Genomic DNA, 23,418 nt, shown 5'->3' on the forward strand with positions numbered 1-23,418 from the left:
TACGTGGTTTGCAGTGAACAGGTGAATACGTTAATGATGAGGTTTGTGAATGCCCCGCAGCACCTGGTTCAGCGCATTACTGTTGTTCGTCGCCCTTTGGGTTCCCGTAAGTCAGGCAGATACCGGTTGGCAGCCTTTAGCTGAAACCATCCGTAAAAGCGATAAAGATACCCGCCAGTATCAGGCCGTGCGCCTTGATAACGGCATGGTCGTGTTGCTGGTATCCGATCCGCAGGCCGTGAAATCCCTTTCTGCACTGGTGGTGCCTGTTGGCTCGCTGGAAGATCCGGACGATCATCAGGGGCTGGCGCATTATCTCGAACACATGTGTCTGATGGGCTCGAAAAAATACCCGCAGCCCGACAGCCTGGCTGAATTCCTGAAAATGCATGGCGGCAGCCACAATGCCAGCACAGCGCCTTACCGTACGGCTTTTTATCTTGAAGTCGAAAACGACGCGCTGGTGGGGGCAGTGGATAGACTGGCGGACGCGATCGCCGATCCGTTGCTGGATAAAAAATATGCCGATCGCGAGCGTAACGCGGTGAACTCCGAGCTGACGCTGGCGCGTACCCGGGATGGGATGCGTATGGCGCAGGTCAGCGCTGAGACGATCAACCCGGCGCACCCTGGCTCGCGTTTCTCCGGCGGAAATCTGGAGACATTAAGCGATAAACCGGGTAACCCGGTGGTGCTGGCTTTACAAAAATTTCATGAAAAGTACTACTCCGCGAACCTGATGAAGGCGGTGATTTATAGTAATAAACCACTGCCAGAGTTGGCGCGGATAGCCGCTGATACTTTCGGCCGCGTACCGAACAGAAATATCGAAAAACCGGAAATCACCGTACCGGTTGTCACCGACGCGCAGAAAGGCATCATCATCCACTATGTGCCGGCGATGCCGCGCAAAGTCTTGCGCGTCGAGTTTCGTATCGATAACAACAGCGCAAAGTTCCGCAGTAAAACTGATGAACTGATAACCTACCTGATTGGCAATCGTAGTCCTGGTACGCTGTCCGACTGGCTGCAAAAACAGGGGCTGGTGGAGGGCATTCGCGCCGATTCCGATCCGGTGGTTAATGGCAACAGCGGGGTATTAGCCATTTCTGCGACGTTAACCGACAAAGGGTTGGCGAACCGCGATGAAGTTGTTGCGGCCATCTTTAGCTATCTCAATCTGTTACGTGAGAAAGGCGTCGATAAACGCTACTTTAACGAACTGGCACACGTGCTGGATCTCGATTTCCGTTATCCTTCAATCACTCGTGATATGGACTACGTGGAATGGCTGGCTGATACCATGATCCGCGTTCCCGTCGAGCATACGTTGGATGCGGTGAATATTGCCGACCAATATGATGCGCAAGCCATTGCGCAACGTCTGGCAATGATGACGCCGCAGAATGCGCGTATCTGGTATATCAGCGCGAAAGAACCGCATAATAAAACCGCTTATTTTGTCGATGCGCCTTATCAGGTGGACAAAATCAGCGACAAAACCTTTGCTGACTGGCAGCAAAAAGCACAGGGCATTGCGCTGTCTTTGCCAGAGCTGAACCCCTACATTCCGGATGATTTCACGCTGATCAAAGCGGATAAAAAATACGCTCACCCGGAACTGATCGTCGATGAGCCGGATTTGCGCGTGGTGTATGCGCCGAGCCAGTATTTTGCCAGCGAGCCGAAGGCTGATGTCAGCGTGATCCTGCGTAACCCGAAAGCGATGGATAGCGCGCGCAACCAGGTATTATTCGCCCTGAACGATTACCTGGCGGGAATCGCGCTCGATCAGTTAAGCAACCAGGCATCGGTGGGGGGAATAGGTTTTTCGACCAACGCAAACAATGGTCTGATGCTTAACGCTAACGGCTACACTCAACGTCTGCCGCAGCTTTTTCAGGCGTTATTGAGCGGTTATTTCAGCTACACCTCAACGGATGAACAACTGGCACAGGCGAAATCCTGGTACGCCCAGATGATGGACTCTGCGGAAAAAGGTAAAGCCTACGATCAGGCGATTATGCCGGTGCAAATGCTGTCTCAGGTGCCCTATTTCTCACGCGATGAACGTCGCGCGCTATTGCCATCCATTACGTTGCAAGAGGTGATGTCCTACCGCGATGCGTTAAAAGCGGGGGCGCGGCCTGAGTTCCTGGTGGTGGGTAATATGAGCAAAGCTCAGGCTACAACCATGGCGCAGGATATTCAGAAACAGCTTGGCGCGAATGGCTCGCAGTGGTGCCGGAACAAAGAAGTGGTCGTGGACAAGAAGCAGTCCGTCATCTTTGAGAAAGCGGGCAGCAGCACGGATTCTGCGCTGGCGGCGGTATTTGTGCCAACTGGCTATGACGAATACAGCAGTTCAGCCTACAGCGCCATGTTAGGGCAAATTGTTCAGCCGTGGTTCTACAACCAACTGCGTACTGAAGAGCAGTTAGGCTATGCCGTATTTGCTTTCCCGATGAGCGTTGGGCGTCAGTGGGGGATGGGGTTCCTGTTACAAAGCAGTGATAAGCAACCGTCTTACCTCTGGGAGCGTTATAAAGCATTTTTCCCGACGGCGGAAGCGAAGCTGCGGACAATGAAACCTGAAGAGTTTGCACAAATTCAGCAGGCGATCATTGCGCAAATGCTACAGGCGCCGCAAACGCTGGGGGAAGAAGCCTCACAGTTAAGCAAAGATTTTGATCGCGGCAATATGCGCTTCGATTCACGTGATAAAATAGTGGCTCAGATTAAACTGCTGACGCCGCAAAAACTTGCCGACTTCTTCCATCAGGCGGTGGTTGAGCCGCAAGGCATGGCGATACTGTCACAGGTTTCCGGCAGTCAGAACGGGAAAGCAGAATACGTGCGCCCGGAAGGCTGGAAAGTGTGGCAGACCGTTAGCGCGTTGCAGCAAACCTTACCCCTGATGAGTGACAAGAATGAATGATGCCGCTGAGTCCCTTGATCCACTGCGCTTGCCCCTGACGGGCGAGCGCCTGATTGAAGCCTCTGCGGGCACCGGTAAAACTTTTACCATCGCCGCCCTGTATTTACGTTTACTGCTTGGACTGGGCGGCTCTGCCGCCTTTCCACGTCCTCTGACCGTTGAAGAACTGTTAGTGGTCACCTTTACCGAGGCGGCCACAGAGGAACTGCGTGGCCGAATTCGTAGCAACATTCATGAGCTGCGCATTGCCTGCCTGCGTGAAACCACCGACAACCCGCTATATGCCCGTTTGTTAGACGAAATAGCCGATAAAAAACAGGCCGCCCAGTGGCTGCTATTGGCTGAAAGACAGATGGATGAAGCGGCGGTGTTTACCATTCATGGTTTTTGTCAACGCATGCTGAGCCTCAACGCCTTTGAGTCAGGCATGCTGTTTGAACAGCAACTGATTGAAGACGAATCACTGCTGCGTTATCAGGCGTGCGCGGACTTCTGGCGGCGGCATTGCTATCCGTTGTCCCGCGACATTGCGCAGGTCATTTTTGAAACGTGGAAAGGTCCTCAGGCGCTATTGAGGGATATCGATCGCTATCTGCAGGGCGAAGCGCCGGTGATCAAGGCTCCCCCGTCCGATGACGAAACGCTGGCCTCCCGACACGAACAAATTCTCGCCCGCATTAACCGGATTAAGCAGCAATGGCGCGGCTCTGTTGATGAGCTGGACGGGCTGCTGGAAGCCTCCGGGATCGACCGACGTAAATTCAATCGCGGTAACCAGAGCAAGTGGATCGAAAAGATCAGCGCATGGGCACAGGAAGAAACCCAGAGTTACCAGCTTCCTGACGCGCTGGAGAAATTCTCACAGCGTTTTCTGCAAGAGCGCACCAAAGCGGGGGGCGTAACGCCTCAGCACCCGCTTTTCGTCGCCATTGATGAACTACTTAGCGAACCGTTAACTCTCCGCGATCTGGTGATCACCCGGGCGCTGGCGGAGATCCGTTCCGCTGTTGCTGAGGAGAAGCGTCGACGCGGCGAGCTTGGCTTTGACGATATGCTCAGCCGTCTGGATGCGGCGTTGCGCAGTGACAGCGGCGATGCGCTGGCGGCGGCTATCCGTACCCGTTTCCCGGTCGCGATGATCGATGAATTTCAGGATACCGATCCGCAGCAGTACCGCATATTCCGCCGGATCTGGCAGCATCAGCCAGAGACCGCGCTGCTGTTGATTGGCGATCCCAAACAGGCTATTTATGCGTTTCGCGGCGCGGATATTTTCACCTATATGAAGGCGCGCAGCGAAGTCAGCGCACACTATACGCTCGATACCAACTGGCGTTCTGCCCCCGGCATGGTCAATAGCGTGAATACGCTTTTCAGCCAGATGGACGACGCCTTTATGTTCCGCGAAATCCCCTTTAGCCCGGTAAAATTTGCAGAGAAAAACCAGTCGCTGCGGTTTGTTTTACATGGTGAAACGCAGCCCGCAATGAGTATGTGGCTGATGGAAGGGGAAAGTTGTGGCGTAGGCGACTACCAGAACTACATGGCGCAGGTGTGCGCGACGCAAATTCGCGACTGGCTGAAGGCCGGACACTCTGGTGATGCGCAACTGGTCAGCGGTAAAGCATCCAGGCCGGTACGCGCCTCAGACATCAGCGTACTGGTTCGTAGCCGCCAGGAGGCGGCGCTGGTCCGCGATGCCCTGACGCAACTGGCGATTCCCTCCGTCTACCTTTCCAACCGTGACAGCGTATTTGAAACGCTGGAAGCGCAGGAATTGCTGTGGATGCTGCAAGCGGTGATGACGCCGGAACGGGAAAACACACTGCGTAGCGCGCTGGCGACCTCAATGATGGGGCTGAATGCGCAGGATATTGAAGCATTAAATAACGATGAGAATGCCTGGGATGCGGTAGTTGAAGAATTCGACGGCTATCGTCAAATCTGGCATAAACGCGGCGTCATGCCGATGCTGCGTGCGCTGATGACAAATCGCCAGATTGCGGAAAACCTGCTGGCGACGGCAGGGGGCGAACGCCGTCTAACCGATATTTTACATATCAGCGAACTGCTCCAGGAAGCGGGATCGCAACTGGAAAGCGAGCATGCGCTGGTGCGCTGGTTGTCCCAGCATATTCTTGAACCGGACAGCAATGCGTCCAGCCAGCAGCTCAGACTGGAAAGCGACAAGCATCTGGTACAAATCGTGACCATTCATAAATCGAAAGGGCTGGAATACCCGCTGGTCTGGCTGCCGTTTATCACGAATTTCCGCGTCCAGGATCAGGCGTTCTACCACGATCGCAGCTCCTTTGAAGCGGTACTGGACCTCAGTGACGCCAGGGAGAGCGTTGAGCTGGCAGAGGCTGAACGCCTGGCGGAAGACCTGCGCTTGCTCTACGTTGCGCTAACCCGTTCGGTATGGCACTGCAGCCTTGGCGTTGCGCCGTTGATACGTCGTCGAGGCGATAAAAAAGGGGATACCGATGTGCATCAGAGCGCCCTTGGTCGTCTGTTGCAAAAAGGTGAGCCAATGGATGCCGTGGGACTGCGTGGCGCGATTGACGCACTGGGTTGCGACGATATTGCCTGCCTGACGCCAGGTCAACCTGACGGTGAGCGCTGGCAGGTTGCACAGCCGGTCAGCGCCACATTGAGTGCGAGAACATTGCAACGCACCCCCGGCGATGGCTGGCGCGTGACCAGTTATTCCGGCCTGCAACAGCGCGGACATGGAATCGCGCAGGATCTGATCCCGCGCCTGGATGTTGATGCCGCAGGCGTTGGCGAGGTCATTGCGGAGTCAGGACTCACCCCGCATCAATTTCCGCGCGGCGCCTCGCCGGGCACGTTTTTGCATAGCCTGTTTGAGGACCTTGATTTTACCCAACCGGTAGATCCGCATTGGGTCGAGGAAAAACTGGCCTTGGGCGGTTATGACGCGCATTGGACGCCGGTTTTGACCGCATGGCTGGACGTCATTTTGCAGGCGCCTCTTAACGAGACGGGCGTCAGTTTGAGCCAACTTTCCGCCCGTGAAAAACAGGTGGAGATGGAGTTTTATCTGCCGATTTCGCAGCCGCTGATGGCCAGCCGACTTGATGCGTTGATCCGTAAATACGATCCGCTCTCAGCGGGCTGCTCTGCGTTGGATTTTATGCAGGTACGCGGCATGCTAAAAGGGTTTATTGACCTGGTGTTTCGTCATCAGGGGCGTTATTACCTGCTTGATTACAAATCTAACTGGCTGGGTGAAGACAGCGCAGCCTACACGCAGCAGGCGATGGCCTCAGCCATGCAGGCGCATCGCTACGACCTGCAATATCAACTTTATACCCTGGCGCTGCATCGCTACTTACGCCATCGCATTGCTGATTATGACTATGAACGCCATTTTGGCGGCGTTATCTATCTTTTCCTGCGCGGCGTTGATGGCGAGGATCCGCAGCAGGGAATTTACGCCACCCGACCAGACGGAGAATTGATCGCTTTGATGGATGAGATGTTTGCTGGTGCGGAGCTGGAGGAGATGTCATGACAATCCAGAAACGATTACTGGAAGCCGTTGAACAAAAACAGCTCCGGCCTCTGGATGCCCAGTTTGCGCTGGCAGTGGCCGGAAATGGTAATCCTGCGGTTGCGCTGGCTGCGGCATTGCTCAGCCGCGAAGCGGGAGAAGGGCACGTCTGCTTACCACTTTCGCGATTATCCTTACGCGAAGATGCTCATCCTTTGTTAAGCGCCTGGCTTGCTGAGATGGGCGAGCCTGAAGACTGGGCGGAATGTTTGCTGGCCTCCGGGGCAGTAAGCCATGGCGAGCAACCGACCCCGCTGGTGCTGTACGGCGATCGCCTGTATCTGAACCGCATGTGGCATAACGAACGCGCGGTGGCGCGTTTTTTCAGTGAAGTTAACCACGCCATTGAGGTGGATGAACAACGGCTGACTGACACGCTGGAGGCGCTGTTTCCATCATCGGAAGGCGTTAACTGGCAAAAGGTGGCCGCTGCTGTGGCGCTGACCCGCCGTATATCAGTGATCTCCGGCGGGCCGGGCACCGGAAAAACGACAACGGTCGCGAGACTTCTGGCGGCGTTGATCCAGATGGCGGACGGTGAACGCTGCCGTATTCGTCTGGCGGCGCCAACGGGAAAAGCGGCTGCGCGTCTGACCGCCTCGTTGGGAGCGGCGTTGCGAGAACTGCCGCTTACCGATGAGCAAAAGAAACGCATTCCCGATGATGCCAGTACGCTGCATCGGTTATTAGGCGCTCAGCCCGGCAGCCAGCGCTTGCGTCATCACGCGGGGAATCCGCTGCATGTGGATGTGCTGGTGGTGGATGAAGCTTCAATGATTGATTTGCCGATGATGTCGCGCCTTATCGATGCCCTACCGCCGCACGGGCGGGTGATTTTTCTCGGCGATCGTGACCAGCTCGCCTCCGTCGAGGCGGGGGCGGTGCTCGGGGATATCTGTGCTTTTGTCAGCGAAGGATTTACCCCGGAACGTGCCCGGCAGCTTAGTCGCCTGACCGGTAGCGCTATTCCGGCGGGAACGGGTACTCAGGCGGCGGCGTTGCGTGACAGTTTGTGTCTGCTGCAAAAAAGCTATCGTTTCGGCAGTGATTCTGGGATCGGTCAATTGGCTGCTGCGATTAATCGCGGTGACAAAGCTGCGGTAAAAACGGTTTTCCAGCAGGGATTCAGCGATATCGAAAAACGCACGTTACGCAGCAGTGAAGATTACGCCGCGATGCTGGATGAGGCGCTGGCAGGTTATGGGCACTACCTGGATTTACTGCATGAGGGCGCCGCGCCGGATGCCATCATTCAGGCCTTCAATGAGTATCAGCTGCTATGCGCTTTGCGGGAAGGGCCGTTTGGCGTAGGCGGTTTGAATGAGCGCATTGAGCAGGTGATGGCGCAAAAACGTAAAATTCACCGTTCGACGCACAGTCGTTGGTATGAGGGAAGACCGGTGATGATTTCGCGCAATGACAGTTCGCTGGGGTTATTTAACGGTGATATTGGCATTGCCCTCGATCGCGGACAAGGGCTGAGGGTGTGGTTTGCGCTGCCGGACGGTTCGATTAAGTCGGTGCAACCCTGCCGCTTGCCTGAGCATGAAACCACCTGGGCGATGACGGTACATAAATCGCAGGGCTCTGAGTTTGACCATGCGGCGCTGATTTTACCCAGCCAGCATTCCCCCGTGGTTACCCGCGAGCTGGTCTATACCGCCGTAACCCGCGCGCGCCGCCGTCTGTCGCTGTATGCCGATGAACGAATATTGGGCGGGGCAATTGTCATGCGTACCGAACGCCGCAGCGGACTGTCGGCGTTATTTAATGACGGCATGATGTAGCTGTCGGCCGGATGAGGCTGTTATGCCGCATCCGGCAGCCACGCCTAGGCCAAATCAGCCATCAGCACTTTTGATCGCCGCTGATAGTTGTACATCTCTTTCTTGCTTTCCGGCAGCAGGTCGATATCCACCGGCGTGAAGCCGCGCTCCTGGAACCAGTGGATGCTGCGGGTGGTCAGTACGAACAGCTTACTCAGCCCCATTTGCCGGGCCTGCGCGGCGATCCGCTCCAGCAATACTTCCCCACGTGACGAACTACGGTAATCCGGGTGTACCGCCACGCAGGCCATTTCGCCAATCCTCTCTTCCGGGAAAGGATACAGTGCGGCGCAGGCGATGGTCAGGTTATCGCGCTGAATAATGGTGAATTTGTCGATCTCCATTTCCAGTTGCTCGCGCGAGCGGCGGACCAGAATGCCTTGTTGTTCCAGCGGACGGATCAGCTCCAGAATACCGCCGATATCGTTAATGGTGGCGCGACGAATTTGCTCCGCGCTTTCCATCACGATTTGCGTACCGATGCCATCGCGTGAGAACAGTTCCTGCAGCAACGCGCCATCTTCCTGATAGCTGATCAGGTGGCAGCGGCGTACGCCACTGCGACAGGCTTTCACCGCACCACGCAGGAAGCGCACCGTACCTGAGCTGTAGTCACCTTTCTCTTCCTGTGACTCGACGCGCGCCTGGGCTTCGTTAGGGAACAATTCGGAAATAATATCGCCATCATCGTTGGTGACCCCCTGGGAGGAGCAAAAGCCAATCATTTTCTCCGCCTTCAGTTTGATAGCCAACTGCGTGGCGACCTCTTCTGACGTCAGATTAAAGCTCTCACCGGTAACGGAAACGGCGACTGGCCCCATCAGGACTATCGCGCCACTGTCCAGTTGACGGTGAATGGCTTCTTCATCAATACGACGAATACGCCCGCTATGGCAGTAGTCTACGCCGTCATCAACGCCCAGCGGCTGGGAGATAATAAAATTACCGCTGACCACATTGATATGCGCACCCTGCAATGGCGTATTATTCAGGCTCATCGACAGGCGGGCGGTAATATCAAGCTGGAGCAATCCCGCAGCCTGTTTGACCAGCTCCAGGGTTTTAGCGTCGGTGACGCGCGTATTTTTGTGGTACACCGGCTCATAATGATGCGCCGCAAGATTGGCATCAATCTGCGGTCGTGCGCCATAGACCACGACAAGGCGGATGCCGAGGCTATGAAGAAGCCCAATGTCATTGACGATACTGGAAAAGTTTTCATGCTCGATGGCTTCGCCGCCCAGCATAATGACAAACGTTTTTCCCCGATGGGTATTGATATAGGGAACAGAATGGCGGAATCCCTGTACCAGTTCGGTTCTACGCTCCTTCACCACGGCACACCCTCATTGCATGATTATTCGTAATTTGTGTATTTTTATTCTGTTTTGGTGCTGTGCGCAAGCGTAATTTTTACTCATGCCGAAGATTTTTTTCAGTAATGCCGTGAATATAAAAAGAATGTTTACCCTTTTATAGATGACAGATTATGCGTCATTCGTTAAAGTTTCCGGTCAATTCGGACGTTTTACGTATTACTTCAATAAAGATTTCTTTTGCTCGGGAGAAGCATGTCGGGATCCAATTCAGCAATCAGTCGCCGTCGTTTACTGCAAGGTGCGGGTGCTATGTGGCTTTTGAGCGTCAGTCAGGTTGGTCTGGCTGCTGTGAGTCAGGTCGTTGCCGTTCGTATCTGGCCTGCGTCCAGTTATACCCGCGTCACGGTGGAATCCAACCGTTTGCTGAAATACAAACAGTTTGCCCTGAGTAATCCTGAGCGTGTGGTTGTCGATATTGAAGGCGTTAATTTGAACTCGGTGCTTAAGGGCATCGGCGCGCAGATTCGTCCTGACGATCCCTATATTAAGTCGGCGAGAGTCGGGCAATTTGACCCGCAGACCGTGCGGATGGTGTTCGAGCTGAAACAGAATGTGAAGCCGCAACTCTTTGCCCTGGCCCCCGTAGCCGGTTTTAAAGAGCGCCTGGTCATGGATCTTTATCCTGCCAATGCGCAGGATGTTCAGGATCCGCTGCTGGCGCTGCTTGAAGATTACAACAAGGACGATCTGGATAAACAGGTGCCGCCTGCGCAAAGTGGTCCGCAACCGGGTAAAGCGGGGCGCGATCGTCCGATTGTCATTATGCTGGATCCCGGACACGGTGGAGAAGACTCCGGTGCGGTGGGGAAATACAAGACGCGTGAAAAAGATGTGGTACTGCAAATTGCCCGTCGCCTGCGAGCCCTTATTGAAAAAGAGGGCAACATGAAGGTCTTTATGACGCGTAATGAAGATATATTCATTCCGCTAAAAGTGCGTGTGGCGAAAGCGCAGAAACAGCGTGCAGACCTGTTTGTCTCTATTCACGCCGATGCCTTTACCAGCCGGCAACCCAGCGGCTCATCGGTGTTTGCGCTCTCGACTAAAGGGGCGACCAGTACCGCGGCAAAATATCTGGCCCAAACCCAGAACGCCTCGGATCTCATCGGTGGCGTTAGCAAAAGCGGTGACCGTTATGTCGACCACACCATGTTCGATATGGTGCAATCGCTGACCATCGCCGACAGCCTGAAGTTTGGCAAAGCGGTGCTGAATAAGCTTGGTAAAATCAACAACCTGCATAAGAATCAGGTTGAGCAAGCCGGGTTCGCGGTGCTGAAAGCGCCGGATATTCCCTCCATCCTCGTGGAAACGGCATTTATCAGTAACGTCGAAGAAGAGCGTAAGCTGAAGACGGCGACCTTCCAGCAGGAAGTGGCGGAGTCGATTCTGGCAGGGATTAAAGCTTACTTTGCCGATGGTGCGACGCTGGCGAGAAGGGGATAACAAAAAAGCGCTGAAAAGCGCTTTTTTTACGAACGACAGATACAAAAAAACACCCGTTAAGGTGCTTAATGTGTTGGTTGCGGGGGCCGGATTTGAACCGACGACCTTCGGGTTATGAGCCCGACGAGCTACCAGGCTGCTCCACCCCGCGTCCGTCTTTTTGCTTGGTATTTCAAACCACATCTACATTGGCTTTCCTCGTTCACCTCAGTCACTTACTGGAGTAAGCTCCTAAGGATTCACTGCGTCGCCGCCTTGCTGTGATTCGAACTACTTTGCAAAAATATTGCAGCAAATATGATTGGTTGCGGGGGCCGGATTTGAACCGACGACCTTCGGGTTATGAGCCCGACGAGCTACCAGGCTGCTCCACCCCGCGTCCGTCATTACTCTTCCATCGAGTAACGTTACTGCTTCTGATTTTAATTGGTTGCGGGGGCCAGATTTGAACTGACGACCTTCGGGTTATGAGCCCGACGAGCTACCAGGCTGCTCCACCCCGCGTCCGTGGATGCGCACTATACTCTGCTCGCATTTTCATGCAACCCTTTTTTCACCTTGATCACGTTTTAAGGGTGAAAATGAACAAAAACAACGTATTCTGGATTATTTTTTGCGCAAAATTTGCGTTCGGGTATGCATACGCATTTCATTAGGTACGGGGGTTTGTTATCTTCGTCTCGCATTCAGGCAACATAAGACGAGAACAATGAAAGGACGTTGGGCAAAATATCTTCTGGCGGGAGCTGTCGTTGCGATGCTCGCCGCGTGTTCCTCAAAACCCACCGATCGTGGGCAGCAGTATAAAGACGGGAAATTTACCCAGCCTTTCTCACTGGTGAACCAGCCTGATGCGGTTGGCGCGCCAATCAATGCCGGTGATTTCGCCGAGCAGGTTAATCAAATTCGCAGCGCTTCGCCGCGTTTGTACGGTAACCAGAGCAACGTCTACAACGCTATCCAGCAATGGTTACGTGCGGGCGGTGATACGCGCAGCATGCGTCAGTTTGGTATTGACGCGTGGCAAATGGAAGGGGCGGACAACTACGGTAACGTCCAGTTTACGGGTTATTACACGCCGGTTATTCAGGCGCGCCACACGCGTCAGGGCGAGTTCCAGTATCCTATTTATCGCATGCCGCCAAAACGCGGACGTTTACCCTCTCGTGCCGAGATCTACGCAGGCGCGCTAAGCGATAATTATATTCTGGCGTACAGCAACTCCCTGATGGACAACTTTATTATGGATGTTCAGGGCAGTGGCTATATCGATTTTGGCGACGGCAGCCCGCTAAACTTCTTTAGCTATGCCGGGAAAAACGGCCATGCCTATCGCAGTATCGGTAAGGTGTTGATTGATCGTGGCGAAGTGAAAAAAGAAGATATGTCGATGCAGGCCATTCGCCACTGGGGAGAGACGCACAGCGAGGCCGAAGTGCGTGAGCTGCTGGAGCAGAACCCATCGTTTGTCTTCTTTAAGCCGCAATCTTTTGCGCCGGTGAAAGGGGCCAGCGCGGTACCGCTGATTGGCCGCGCATCCGTGGCTTCTGACCGCAGTATCATTCCTGCGGGCACCACGTTACTGGCGGAAGTCCCCTTACTGGACAATAACGGTAAGTTCACCGGCCAGTACGAACTGCGCCTGATGGTGGCGCTGGATGTGGGCGGTGCGATTAAAGGCCAGCACTTTGATATCTATCAGGGTATTGGCGCTGACGCCGGACATCGTGCCGGGTGGTATAATCACTACGGTCGCGTATGGGTGCTGAAAACAGCGGCCAACGCGGGTAACGTATTTAGCGGTTAATTGCCGGATGGCGCTTCGCTTATCCGGCCTACATTACTGAGTAGGCCTGATAAGGCGTAGCCGCCATCAGGCAATGATGCAGTCATCAAGGGCGGTATTTGTCCGCTCTTTTTGTTTTCTATATTTGAGGTTCTATGTCTGTGGTTATCAGTGACGCCTGGCGTCAGCGTTTTGGCGGCACGGCGCGGCTGTATGGCGAAAATGCGCTGCAGTTATTTGCCGGCGCGCATGTTTGCGTGGTCGGGATTGGCGGTGTGGGATCGTGGGCGGCGGAAGCGCTGGCGCGTACCGGCATTGGCGCGATTACGCTCATCGATATGGATGATGTTTGCGTCACCAATACTAACCGTCAGATCCATGCGCTGCGCGATAACGTTGGTTTAGCGAAAGCTGAGGTGATGGCGGAACGTATCCGCCAGATTAACCCGGAGTGCCGGGTGAACGTGGTCGATGATTTTGTTACGCCAGATAACGTTGCGGAGTATATGAATGCGGGTTATTCGTATGTCATCGATGCGATTGACAGCGTGCGCCCGAAAGCGGCGCTCATTGCGTACTGTCGGCGTAATAAGATTCCGCTGGTAACCACCGGCGGTGCGGGCGGGCAGATCGATCCGACGCAGATTCAGGTGGTTGATCTGGCAAAAACCATTCAGGATCCGCTGGCGGCCAAGCTGCGTGAGCGGCTGAAGAGTGATTTTGGCGTGGTGAAAAACAGTAAAGGCAAGCTGGGCGTGGATTGCGTGTTCTCGACCGAGGCGCTGGTTTACCCGCAGGCAGATGGCTCGGTGTGTGCCATGAAGGCGACGGCGGAAGGGCCAAAACGTATGGATTGTGCCTCAGGGTTTGGCGCCGCCACCATGGTGACGGCTACCTTTGGCTTTGTAGCCGTTTCCCATGCGCTGAAGAAGATGATGGCGAAAGCGGCGCGCCAGAGTTGATTGTGTCGGATGGCGTTATGCTTATCCGACCTACAGTTCGTGCGATGTTATAGGCCGGATAAGACGCATCAGCCGTCGTCATCCGGCTTGCCGGGCAGCCTCAAGAATCGCCTCGTTCAACGCATGCAGGCCCTGGCTTCGCGAGGCGCTGAGTTGCGCGCTTAACCCTAACTCGTCAAATAGCGCCATGGGTGAATGCGCCCGTAACTCGGCTGCGGTTTTACCTTCAACGGCGGTGAGCAATACCGCCAACAGCCCGCGCACAATGCGGCCTTCGCTGTCGCCGAAGAAATGCAGGGTGCCGTTCTCGTGCAGGGTATATCCCAGCCAGACGCGGTTTTCACATCCCGCTATCTCTTTTGCCTGCGCCCTTAGCGCCTCCGGCAGCGCCGGAAGCTGCTTACCCAGCAGAATTAGCTGACGATATTTATCCTCCCACTGGCTGAGCGGGGCAAACGTAGTACGCAACGTCTCTTCCGTTACGGTTGTGCCAAACGGGTGTCCGGCGAATAAAGGGCTTGTCATTAATCCACCAATATTTCCAGCGCGCGGTCAACGGCTGCGACCAACGCATCCACATCACTTTGCGTATTATAGGGCGCAAAAGAGGCGCGTAGGGTCCCGGATACGCCCAGCTCCGCCAGCAGTGGTTGTGCGCAGTGTTGCCCTGCGCGCAGCGCAATGCCATATTCGGCCAGCAGCGTCACCATGTCACTGTGATGAACGCCAGCGAAATCAAAGGCTAACAGACTGGAGTCCTGACAACGGAAGGAACGAAAACCGGGACGTTTCGCCAGGGCGTCTTCTGCCAGCGTCGCCAGACCCCGGCTCCAGTTTTCGGCCTGCGCAACATCAATGTCCGCCAGCCACTCGAGCGCCGCGCTTAGCCCGATGACGCCAGCTACGTTAGGCGTACCGGCCTCAAGCTTCCAGGGGGCCGCCTGGGTGGTGAAACCGTCAAAGCTGACTTCGCTAATCATCTTGCCGCCGCCGAGCCACGGTGACATGGCTTCCAGTAATTCTGGCTTACCATACAGTACGCCAATACCGGTAGGGCCATACAACTTGTGGCCCGAGAAGGCATAGAAATCAATATCTAACTGCTGCACGTTAGCGGGAAAATGCACAATTCCCTGCGCGCCATCAACCATCACCACCATGCCAGCCTCATGGGCGAGCGTAATGGCGCGGGCTAAATCCGGGCAACCGCCGGTGACGTTCGACATCTGCCCCAGCGCCAGAATGCGACTGCGCGGAGTGATGAGCTCAACCAGACGCTCGACGTCCGGTAGCAAATGGGCGTTGAGCGGGAGTTTGACTACCTTAGCGCCCGTTTGCTCAGCCACCATCAACCATGGAACGAGATTGGCATGATGTTCCGCCACGCTGACGATAATCTCATCGCCCGGCCGTAAGCGCGGACGCGCATAGCTTTGGGCAACCATGTTGACAGCTTCCGTTGTGCCACGGGTCCAGACTATCGTTTTGTCATCCGGGGCGTTGATCAGGCGCGCGGCCTTTTCCCGTGCGGCCTCATAGCGCGCGGTCAGGCGTTGCGCTTCGGCAAACTGGCTGCGATGCACGTTCCCGGCGCTCAGGCTATAAAATTGCTGGGTCGCCTCAATCACGGATTGCGGCTTCAGTGCAGTAGCAGCGCTGTCGAGGTAGACGCCGGCATCGTTGAGTGCGGGAAATTGCGCGCGAAACTGCGCGGGATTAAATGCGTTCATGGTCATCCTCAGTTCAATAAACCGATCGTCGCGCAAAACAGGCGCTGACACAAGGGTTGTGCTAACCATCGGAATACTCTGGATATCCTGGCAAAGTCCTCACAGTGTCTTATGCTAAATAGCGTTAGGCGAGCAATTTTGCCTGTTACGGAGTGTGTTTTTAATAGCATAAATCGCTTTAAGGAGAAGAAGATGAAAAAGACTGCCGCAATTATCTCTGCCTGTATGCTGACTTTTGCCCTGAGCGCCTGTTCTGGATCGAATTACGTGATGCACACCAACGATGGTCGATCAATCGTATCTGATGGCAAGCCACAGACCGACAATGAAACGGGAATGATTTCGTATAAAGACGCTAACGGCAACAAACAGCAGATCAACCGTACCGATGTGAAAGAGATGGTAGAACTGGATAACTAACCGGTCGCCATTGACATAAAGTCGGACAAAAAAAAGCACCGCAATTTGGCGGTGCTACATTAATCACTATGGACAGACAGGGTAAATGTACAGGAAGTGAAAAAGGGTAGCTTTGCTACCATGGTCTGAATCGCAGACCAATTGCAAACACAACAACACAACATCACAACCGTAAGCCAAAAGCCCACCAGAACACGCATTCCGATAAAACTTTTCGTTCCGGCTTCAGGAAGTGCCGCCACTATAGGTATTTGCTGGTAGAACCTCAACGGACAATTTATAATGGCTCAGATAAAAAAAACTAATAGGTTACATCCTGTTAGATAATTGTTAAATTCATTTAACATCAAAGCCTAAAAGTCATGTCAAAACGATTACCACCCCTAAATGCATTGCGTGTTTTTGATGCCGCAGCGCGCCATTTGAGCTTTACCCGCGCAGCGGAAGAGCTTTTTGTGACGCAGGCCGCAGTAAGTCATCAAATCAAGTCACTTGAGGATTTCCTGGGGCTGAAGCTGTTTCGTCGACGCAATCGATCTCTGCTGTTAACAGAAGAGGGTCAAAGCTATTTCCTCGACATCAAAGAGATTTTTTCGCAATTAACTGACGCGACGCGTAAACTTCAGGCACGCAGTGCAAAAGGTGCGCTTACCGTTAGTTTATTGCCCAGTTTCGCGATCCAATGGCTGGTGCCCAGACTCTCTAGCTTTAACTCAGCTTATCCGGGAATCGATGTCAGGATCCAGGCGGTGGACCGTCAGGAAGACAAACTGGCTGACGATGTTGATGTGGCGATTTTCTACGGACGCGGCAACTGGCCGGGTCTGCGCGTTGAAAAATTGTACGCAGAATATTTATTGCCGGTCTGCTCGCCGCTGCTACTTACCGGTGATAAGCCGCTGAAGACGCCGGATGATCTGGCAAAACACACATTGTTGCACGATGCGTCGCGGCGTGACTGGCAAGCCTATACGCGCCAGCTTGGCCTGAATCATATTAACGTACAGCAAGGGCCTATCTTCAGCCATAGCGCCATGGTGCTACAGGCTGCTATCCATGGACAGGGGATTGCGCTGGCGAATAACGTTATGGCGCAGTCCGAAATTGAAGCCGGACGTCTGGTCTGTCCGTTCAATGATGTTCTGGTCAGCAAAAACGCGTTTTATCTGGTTTGTCATGACAGTCAGGCAGAACTGGGTAAAATAGCCGCCTTCCGTCAGTGGATACTGGCGAAAGCGGCCTCGGAACAAGAAAAATTCCGCTTTCGTTATGAACAATAAATTACGTAGGGTATTAACATGACCAGCCGTTTTATGCTGATTTTTGCCGCCGTAAGTGGTTTTATCTTTGTGGCGTTGGGCGCCTTTGGGGCACATGTTCTGAGTAAAACCCTGGGTGTCGTAGAAATGGGTTGGATCCAGACTGGCCTTGAGTATCAGGCGTTTCATACGCTGGCTATCTTCGGCCTGGCCGTCGCCATGCAGCGACGCATTAGCATTTGGTTTTACTGGAGTAGCGTGTTTCTGGCATTAGGAACGGTGCTGTTTAGCGGTAGCCTGTATTGCCTCGCGCTCTCCCATTTACGCCTGTGGGCGTTTGTTACCCCCGTCGGTGGTTTTAGCTTCCTTGTGGGCTGGGCGCTGATGTTAGTGGGCGCTATTCGATTGAAACGTAAGGGCGTTAGCCATGAATAAGGTTGTATTGTTGTGTCGCCCGGGTTTTGAAAAAGAGTGCGCCGCAGAAATTACGGATAAAGCAGGACGTCGGGAAATCTTCGGTTTCGCCCGTGTAAAAGACAATGCGGGCTATGTGATCTTCGAATGCTATCAGCAGGACGATGCCGAAAAGTTAGTGAAAGAGCTGCCGTTTAGCTCGTTGATTTTTGCCCGTCAGATGTTTGTGGTGGGCGAACTGCTGCAATATTTACCGCCGGAAGACCGTATTACGCCAATTGTCGGCATGTTGCAGGGCGTGGTGGAAAAAGGCGGCGATCTGCGAGTCGAAGTCGCCGACACCAATGAAAGCAAAGAGCTGGTTAAGTTCTGCCGTAAATTTACCGTACCGCTGCGCGCGGCGCTGCGCGAAGCGGGCGTACTGGCAAAATATGAAACGCCGAAACGTCCAGTGGTTCATGTTTTCTTTATCGCCCCTGGCTGTTGTTATACCGGTTATTCCTGGCCTGACAATAACTCCCCGTTCTACATGGGTATTCCGCGCCTGAAGTTCCCGGCCGATGCGCCGAGCCGCTCAACGCTGAAGCTGGAAGAGGCGCTGCATGTGTTCATTCCAGAAGATGAGTGGGACGAGCGTTTGGCCAATGGCATGTATGCCGTGGATTTAGGCGCATGTCCGGGCGGTTGGACCTATCAACTGGTTAAACGCAACATGTGGGTTTATTCCGTGGATAATGGTCCGATGGCGCAAAGCCTGATGGATACAGGGCAGGTCACCTGGCTGCGCGAAGACGGATTTAAGTATCGCCCGAATCGTAACAACATCTCGTGGATGGTGTGCGACATGGTGGAGAAACCGGCGAAGGTTGCCGCGCTGATGGCGCAGTGGCTGGTCAACGGCTGGTGTCGCGAGACGATCTTCAACCTCAAGCTGCCGATGAAAAAACGTTATGAAGAGGTATCGCAGAATCTGGCCTATATCCAGGCACAGCTTGATGAGCATGGCGTCAATGCCCAGATGCAGGCGCGTCAGTTGTATCATGATCGGGAAGAAGTGACCGTACACGTGCGTCGTCTGTGGGCTGCCGTCGGCGGTCGCCGGGACGAGCGATAACGCTAAACATAGACCGGATGGCGGCGTAAACGTCTTATCCGGTCTATGTTGTTTCAATCAGCTGCGTATCTGACACGATATGCGTCACACCATCCAGACGCCCAATCCGGGCCTCCCCGGAACGATTAAACTTACTTTTATCGATCAGCAATAAAGATTGCGATGCGCGCTTAAGCAGAATGGATTTGAAGTCTGCGTTGGTGGCATTGGAGTCCCAGAGCGTGCCGTCGCTGTCGATCCCTTCGCAGGAAAAAATAAACAGATCGATATCGAGGGATTTTAGCTGCGAGATGAGCGCGGGATTAACATAACAGCCGTATTTACGTTCAAGGCGGCCGCCAGAGCTGATGAGCTGAATGTGTTCGCGTTTTGCCAATTCCTGGCAAATGGGTTGGCTGTTGGTAAAAACCTGAATGTCGATGTCCGGTAGCTGACGTGCCAGATACCAGCAGGTTGAGCTGGCGTCTAAGGCGATCACCATTCCTTCTTCAATCCATGCCAGCGCTTCCCGCGCAATATCCGCTTTGTGCGCATAGTGGCTTTTGAGTCGAATATGAAACGGGTCGCCACTGTCCTGATTTTTCCGGTGAATGGCCTTGGCCCGTCCGTGATTGCGTAGCACTTTGCCCTGGGTTTGTAATTCACTGAGATCGCGGCGGATGGTCTCTTTGCTGACGTTAAGCTGCAAAGACAGGGCTTCGGTTGTCAGGCTTTTGTGGTGGGTAAGCAGATCTACGATGGCCTGCTGGCGCGCCGCTTTCATGTTCTGATCCTCATTTTATGCAGCATGCCCGTACCAGACGGGCATGCTGACCAGAGATTATGGCGTTACCCCTTTTTTTAAAAGAATATTCCCGTACTTTGCCCGTTCTCCTGTGATAACGATCGCAAACGCCTTTTGCGCGCGTTCGTAAAAGGCATAACGGTCAATACGCGTGATGTCTGGGCAGGGGGTCTGTAAGGAAAGCGCCTGGCGATAGCGAGCCTCGACGTCAGGATCGAGAGCGTCGCCTTCTACTGCCGCCATCATCACCAGCGGCGGGGCGTAGCTGTCCAGTTCAAAAAGCGGAATAATCGCCTGCAGCAGATCGCTGACCAGCAGACCGTCGGCGCGAATCACCTGCGGTCCCATGCTGTGAGCCGGAAAATGGGCATCGGAAAAGATAATCTCATCGCCGTGACCCATTTCAGCCAGCACCTTCAGCAGGTCGGGAGAAATTAAGGGTGATATCGTTTTGAGCATGTTACTCGACTCCTGTCAGTTCAGATTCGGTTTGCGGATAGAAGTAACGGTACTGGTAGCTCACCTGGGCACGAGCCTGTTCCGGGGTGGTAAATTCACCCATACCTGACCAGGCAAACATTGCGGCGCCTGCCACGGTGGTTTCGGCGTCATCCAGCACTTTGACAGGGATCCCGAGAACGTTAGCTTTAATCTGGTTCCACAATGCGTTACGGCTGCCCCCGCCAACCAATAACAATTCAGAGGCCTGGAAATGACCGATTTTTTCCAGCGTGTGCAAATTCTGCTGCAACTGTTCTGTCAGTCCTTCCAGCGCGGCGCGATAAAAATGCCCGCGGGTGGTATTGAGCGTAACCCCTTGCCAGCCCGCATCCTGAGAGGCCAGCAGGTTGCAGTGCATCTTGACGCCTTCTGCGCCAGCAGGAATGGACCGGGCTTCGTCAATCAGCGTCTGCCAGGGCGTTTCGGCAGTCCAAAACAGCTTACGCACCCATTCGAGTACGCCGGAGGCCAGCCACTGCATGCCGGGATTGTACAGTCCGGCCTGGCTGTCTAATTCACAAGTGGAACCCGCATAACGGCTGAGCAGAGAGGTGTTCACCTGCGCACTGCGCACCATCAGAATTTCCCATGTACCGGAAGAGAGCACCGGTTCGTCTGGCTGAGCCCCCGCGCCAAACAGCGCAAACTGCGTGTCGTGCCCGGCAGATATCACCGGAATACCCACTGGAAGCCCGAGCAGGATGGCGGCCTCGTGTTGCAGTGCCCCAATCTGTTCGCCCGCTTCCACCAGACGTGGAAACAGTCGGCGCGGTATGCCTGTTGCCTGCAAAATGTCATCACTGAAATCGCGCTGCTGGATGTTCAGCATCTGGCTGGTGCCCGCCATAGTGATATCTGTGGTGAACTCGCCGGTTAAACGGTGGTTGATAAGCGACGAAATAAACAGCCAGGCGTGTGCCTGTTCGAGCAATTGTGGGTGGTTTTCTTTCAGCCACACCAGTTTATACAGGGTATTGAAGCTGAACGCGCCGACGCCGGAGATTTCCTGCAGTTGCTGGGGCGACATGTAGCGATGGATATTTTCCATCACTGCTGCGGTGCGCGGGCATTTCCAACTGATTACCGGATATAACTGTTTGCCGTGTTGATCGACCAGCGTACCGTCTACGCCGAAGGTGGTGACGGCGATCCCACAGATACGGCAATTGGCCAGTTGCGTAGAGAGCCGCTGACAGCAGTCGGCGAAACGTTGCAAAATGGCCTCCAGCGACCACTGATGCCAGGCCCCGTTCTCTGCGGCAATATCACTGGCGTTGGGCGTTGAGGCGCGGGCGATAATTTTTCCCTGTCGGTCAACGGCAATGGCCCGCACGTTGGTCGCGCCGCAGTCAAGTACCAGGATAACGTCTTGTTTCATAACAACTCCTGAAACGCTACCGGATGGCGCTACGCTTATCCGGCCTACGGTTCACTCGTCCGTAGGCCCGGTAAGCTTGCGCCACCGGGCTAAGCCACATTAACGTTTATACAGCGGGCCGTAGTTTTGGCAGGCACGATAATCCTGGCCTTCGCTATCCATACCGTGGGCTGCCCAGGCTGAAGGACGATAGATTTTTTCGTCTTCCACGTTGTGCATGCAAACCGGAATACGCAGCATGGCGGCAAGCGTAATAAAGTCTGCGCCGACGTGGCCAATCGTCAGCACACCGTGGTTTGCGCCCCAGTTAGCCATGACGGAATAGACATCGCTGAATGGACCTTTACCGGTTAAGCGCGGCGCAAACCAGGTGGTCGGCCAGGTCGAGTTGGTACGCGCATCAAGCTGAGCATGCACCTCTTTTGGTAACTCCACGCTCCAGCCTTCGGCGATTTGCAGTACCGGTCCTAACCCTTTGATAATATTGATGCGAGTCATGGTGAATGGCACGCCGCCCTCGGTCAGGAAGCGAGAGGAGTAACCGCCGCCGCGGAAGTATTCGTGAATAGCCGGACACCATTCGGTCGCCGCCAGACAATCATCGGCCTCTTTCTGCGAGATTTCCCAGTGCGGCTTCATGGTTGGTTTCCCTTCGCCATCGCGCTGCTTGCAGGAACCATCCAGGGCTGCCGATCCAGAGTTGATCAGGTGAATAATGCCGTGCTCAGCCAGCCCGGTCAGCGGTTTACCCGTGACACGCTCCACCGCCTCTGGCGACCAGTAGGTGCGCACATCAGCAAAAACCTGTGCTGTACCGGTGAGTTGGTGACCAAACAGCATCGCTACGCCGTTGAGACTGTCGTTTTCAGTCGCGACAACGAACGGCTCACGCACACCATTCCAGTCGAAGGAGCTGTTCAGCAGTGCTTCGGCAGTGTCGCCGTTTGGATATTGATCCGTCCAGTGACGCTGGCCCTGGAAGCCCGCGGCAATCGCGTTGTAACCCAGCGATTCTTCAACACGACCTTTGTCTGCCAGTTTCTGATTGCCTTGCATCATGTCGCGGATGCACATCGCCATCAGCAGGCTTTCTTTCAGTACCGCGCGGCTCTGCTCTTCGTTACGCTTATACTGTTGGGCGTTCTGATCTTCGCCGTAGCGGAAATGCTTGTCTGCCCACGCCAGTGCGATATCCAGTTCAGCTTCGTCATAAATTTTCTGATCAATTCGACGGCGAAGTTCAGTCATATCAACAGGTTGAACCTTCATTCCCAGCCAGGATTCAAAGAAGTTATGATCGACAATAGAACCGGCAATGCCCATAGAAACGCCGCCTACGGATAAATAGCTTTTACCTTTCATACTGGCAACGGCTAAGCCCGCCCGGGTGAAACGCAGCAGTTTTTCTTCGACATCGGCGGGGATGGTGGTGTCGCCGGCATCCTGTACGTCGTGACCGTAAATGGAGAACGCGGGCAGACCTTTTTGATTATGCGCAGCCAGCGCGGCAGCAAGATAAACGGCGCCAGGGCGTTCTGTGCCGTTAAAGCCCCAGATAGCTTTCGGACGCATCGGATCCATGTCGATGGTTTCGCTGCCGTAACACCAGCAGGGGGTAACGGTAATCGTTACGCCAACATTTTGGCTGCTGAACTTTTCTTCACAGGCTGCGGATTCCGCCAGACCGGCAATACAGGTGTCGGCAATTACACATTCAATTTGTGCGCCACAGGCATGGCGAAGTTTTTCCGTAATAAGCGCGGCGGTGGCTTTCGCCATATTCATGGTTTGCTCTTCAAGCGACTCACGTACCCCCATACGACGACCATCAATAACCGGGCGGATACCAATCTTCGGTAAGCTATTTTTTCTCATTCGAGGTTCCTCATCTCACTTTGTGCCGT

The 23,418-nt window shown here is 54.3% G+C and carries 17 protein-coding genes and 3 tRNA genes; 10 read left to right on the top strand and 10 right to left on the bottom strand.

Annotated features, from left to right (window positions below):
• Positions 1 to 49 precede the first annotated feature (49 nt).
• From ptrA to recD, 3 genes are read left to right on the top strand one after another with little or no spacing between them, the layout of a single operon-like run.
• Positions 50 to 2,938, top strand: coding sequence for a pitrilysin (gene ptrA / locus OOJ59_RS11580; RefSeq protein WP_160955413.1), 2,889 nt, complete (start codon positions 50 to 52; stop codon positions 2,936 to 2,938).
• On the top strand, positions 2,931 to 6,476 hold the full coding sequence (gene recB, locus OOJ59_RS11585; protein WP_160955414.1) for an exodeoxyribonuclease V subunit beta: 3,546 nt from the start codon (positions 2,931 to 2,933) through the stop codon (positions 6,474 to 6,476). The genes ptrA and recB overlap by 8 nt, the downstream gene beginning before the upstream one ends.
• On the top strand, positions 6,473 to 8,302 hold the full coding sequence (gene recD, locus OOJ59_RS11590) for an exodeoxyribonuclease V subunit alpha (protein WP_268063398.1): 1,830 nt from the start codon (positions 6,473 to 6,475) through the stop codon (positions 8,300 to 8,302). The genes recB and recD overlap by 4 nt, the downstream gene beginning before the upstream one ends.
• Before the next feature lie 44 nt (positions 8,303 to 8,346).
• Here recD and argA read toward each other — a convergent pair whose 3' ends face one another.
• Entirely contained in the window at positions 8,347 to 9,678 is a 1,332-nt protein-coding gene (gene argA, locus OOJ59_RS11595) for an amino-acid N-acetyltransferase (RefSeq protein WP_038633289.1), read from the bottom strand.
• 234 nt (positions 9,679 to 9,912) lie between these two features.
• Here argA and amiC point away from each other — a divergent pair, with 234 nt between their 5' ends.
• Entirely contained in the window at positions 9,913 to 11,166 is a 1,254-nt protein-coding gene (gene amiC, locus OOJ59_RS11600; RefSeq protein WP_268063399.1) for an N-acetylmuramoyl-L-alanine amidase AmiC, read from the top strand.
• A 74-nt stretch (positions 11,167 to 11,240) separates the two neighbouring features.
• Here the strand turns inward: amiC and OOJ59_RS11605 are convergent.
• From OOJ59_RS11605 to OOJ59_RS11615, 3 genes are all read right to left on the bottom strand, one after another.
• Positions 11,241 to 11,317: transfer RNA gene (locus OOJ59_RS11605), tRNA-Met, on the bottom strand.
• Between the two features lie 151 nt (positions 11,318 to 11,468).
• Positions 11,469 to 11,545: transfer RNA gene (locus OOJ59_RS11610), tRNA-Met, on the bottom strand.
• A 48-nt stretch (positions 11,546 to 11,593) separates the two neighbouring features.
• A tRNA-Met gene (locus OOJ59_RS11615) sits at positions 11,594 to 11,670 on the bottom strand.
• A gap of 205 nt (positions 11,671 to 11,875) precedes the next feature.
• Here OOJ59_RS11615 and mltA point away from each other — a divergent pair.
• Together mltA and tcdA are read left to right on the top strand one after the other, a co-directional pair.
• Entirely contained in the window at positions 11,876 to 12,973 is a 1,098-nt protein-coding gene (mltA, locus tag OOJ59_RS11620; protein ID WP_042310759.1) for a murein transglycosylase A, read from the top strand.
• Between the two features lie 134 nt (positions 12,974 to 13,107).
• The gene (gene tcdA, locus OOJ59_RS11625) at positions 13,108 to 13,914 is read left to right on the top strand and encodes a tRNA cyclic N6-threonylcarbamoyladenosine(37) synthase TcdA (protein ID WP_038633280.1); all 807 of its coding nucleotides are present in this window, start codon (positions 13,108 to 13,110) and stop codon (positions 13,912 to 13,914) included.
• 78 nt (positions 13,915 to 13,992) lie between these two features.
• Here the strand turns inward: tcdA and csdE are convergent, their stop codons facing one another.
• Together csdE and csdA are read right to left on the bottom strand one after the other, a co-directional pair.
• Positions 13,993 to 14,439 carry a cysteine desulfurase sulfur acceptor subunit CsdE gene (csdE, locus tag OOJ59_RS11630; protein WP_069324527.1) on the bottom strand — a complete coding sequence of 149 codons (447 nt, stop codon included), beginning with the start codon at positions 14,437 to 14,439 and terminating at the stop codon, positions 13,993 to 13,995.
• Positions 14,439 to 15,644, bottom strand: a complete 1,206-nt coding sequence (csdA, locus tag OOJ59_RS11635) for a cysteine desulfurase CsdA (RefSeq protein WP_160955738.1) — start codon at positions 15,642 to 15,644, stop codon at positions 14,439 to 14,441. The genes csdE and csdA overlap by 1 nt, the downstream gene beginning before the upstream one ends.
• Positions 15,645 to 15,836: 192 nt before the next feature.
• Between csdA and OOJ59_RS11640 the strand changes: the two genes are divergently transcribed.
• From OOJ59_RS11640 to rlmM, 4 genes are all read left to right on the top strand, one after another.
• Positions 15,837 to 16,064 carry a YgdI/YgdR family lipoprotein gene (locus tag OOJ59_RS11640; RefSeq protein ID WP_016154261.1) on the top strand — a complete coding sequence of 76 codons (228 nt, stop codon included), beginning with the start codon at positions 15,837 to 15,839 and terminating at the stop codon, positions 16,062 to 16,064.
• Positions 16,065 to 16,426: 362 nt separating this feature from the next.
• The gene (gcvA, locus tag OOJ59_RS11645) at positions 16,427 to 17,344 is read left to right on the top strand and encodes a glycine cleavage system transcriptional regulator GcvA (RefSeq protein WP_038633269.1); all 918 of its coding nucleotides are present in this window, start codon (positions 16,427 to 16,429) and stop codon (positions 17,342 to 17,344) included.
• Positions 17,345 to 17,362: 18 nt separating this feature from the next.
• Entirely contained in the window at positions 17,363 to 17,758 is a 396-nt protein-coding gene (locus OOJ59_RS11650) for a DUF423 domain-containing protein (RefSeq protein WP_003034037.1), read from the top strand.
• Positions 17,751 to 18,851: a 23S rRNA (cytidine(2498)-2'-O)-methyltransferase RlmM gene (gene rlmM, locus OOJ59_RS11655; protein ID WP_038633266.1), complete on the top strand. Its 1,101-nt coding sequence runs from the start codon at positions 17,751 to 17,753 to the stop codon at positions 18,849 to 18,851. Before OOJ59_RS11650 ends, rlmM begins: the two co-directional genes overlap by 8 nt.
• Before the next feature lie 43 nt (positions 18,852 to 18,894).
• Here rlmM and fucR read toward each other — a convergent pair whose 3' ends face one another.
• From fucR to fucI, 4 genes are all read right to left on the bottom strand, one after another.
• Complete coding sequence (gene fucR / locus OOJ59_RS11660) at positions 18,895 to 19,614, bottom strand: L-fucose operon activator (protein ID WP_160955739.1); 720 nt, start codon at positions 19,612 to 19,614, stop codon at positions 18,895 to 18,897.
• A gap of 57 nt (positions 19,615 to 19,671) precedes the next feature.
• Positions 19,672 to 20,094: an L-fucose mutarotase gene (gene fucU / locus OOJ59_RS11665; protein WP_006686989.1), complete on the bottom strand. Its 423-nt coding sequence runs from the start codon at positions 20,092 to 20,094 to the stop codon at positions 19,672 to 19,674.
• Between the two features lies 1 nt (position 20,095).
• On the bottom strand, positions 20,096 to 21,514 hold the full coding sequence (gene fucK / locus OOJ59_RS11670; RefSeq protein ID WP_085048805.1) for an L-fuculokinase: 1,419 nt from the start codon (positions 21,512 to 21,514) through the stop codon (positions 20,096 to 20,098).
• A gap of 99 nt (positions 21,515 to 21,613) precedes the next feature.
• Entirely contained in the window at positions 21,614 to 23,389 is a 1,776-nt protein-coding gene (gene fucI / locus OOJ59_RS11675; protein WP_069324531.1) for an L-fucose isomerase, read from the bottom strand.
• Positions 23,390 to 23,418 lie beyond the last annotated feature (29 nt).

Source organism: Citrobacter sp. W9 (genome assembly GCF_026719375.1).
Lineage (GTDB): Bacteria > Pseudomonadota > Gammaproteobacteria > Enterobacterales > Enterobacteriaceae > Citrobacter > Citrobacter werkmanii.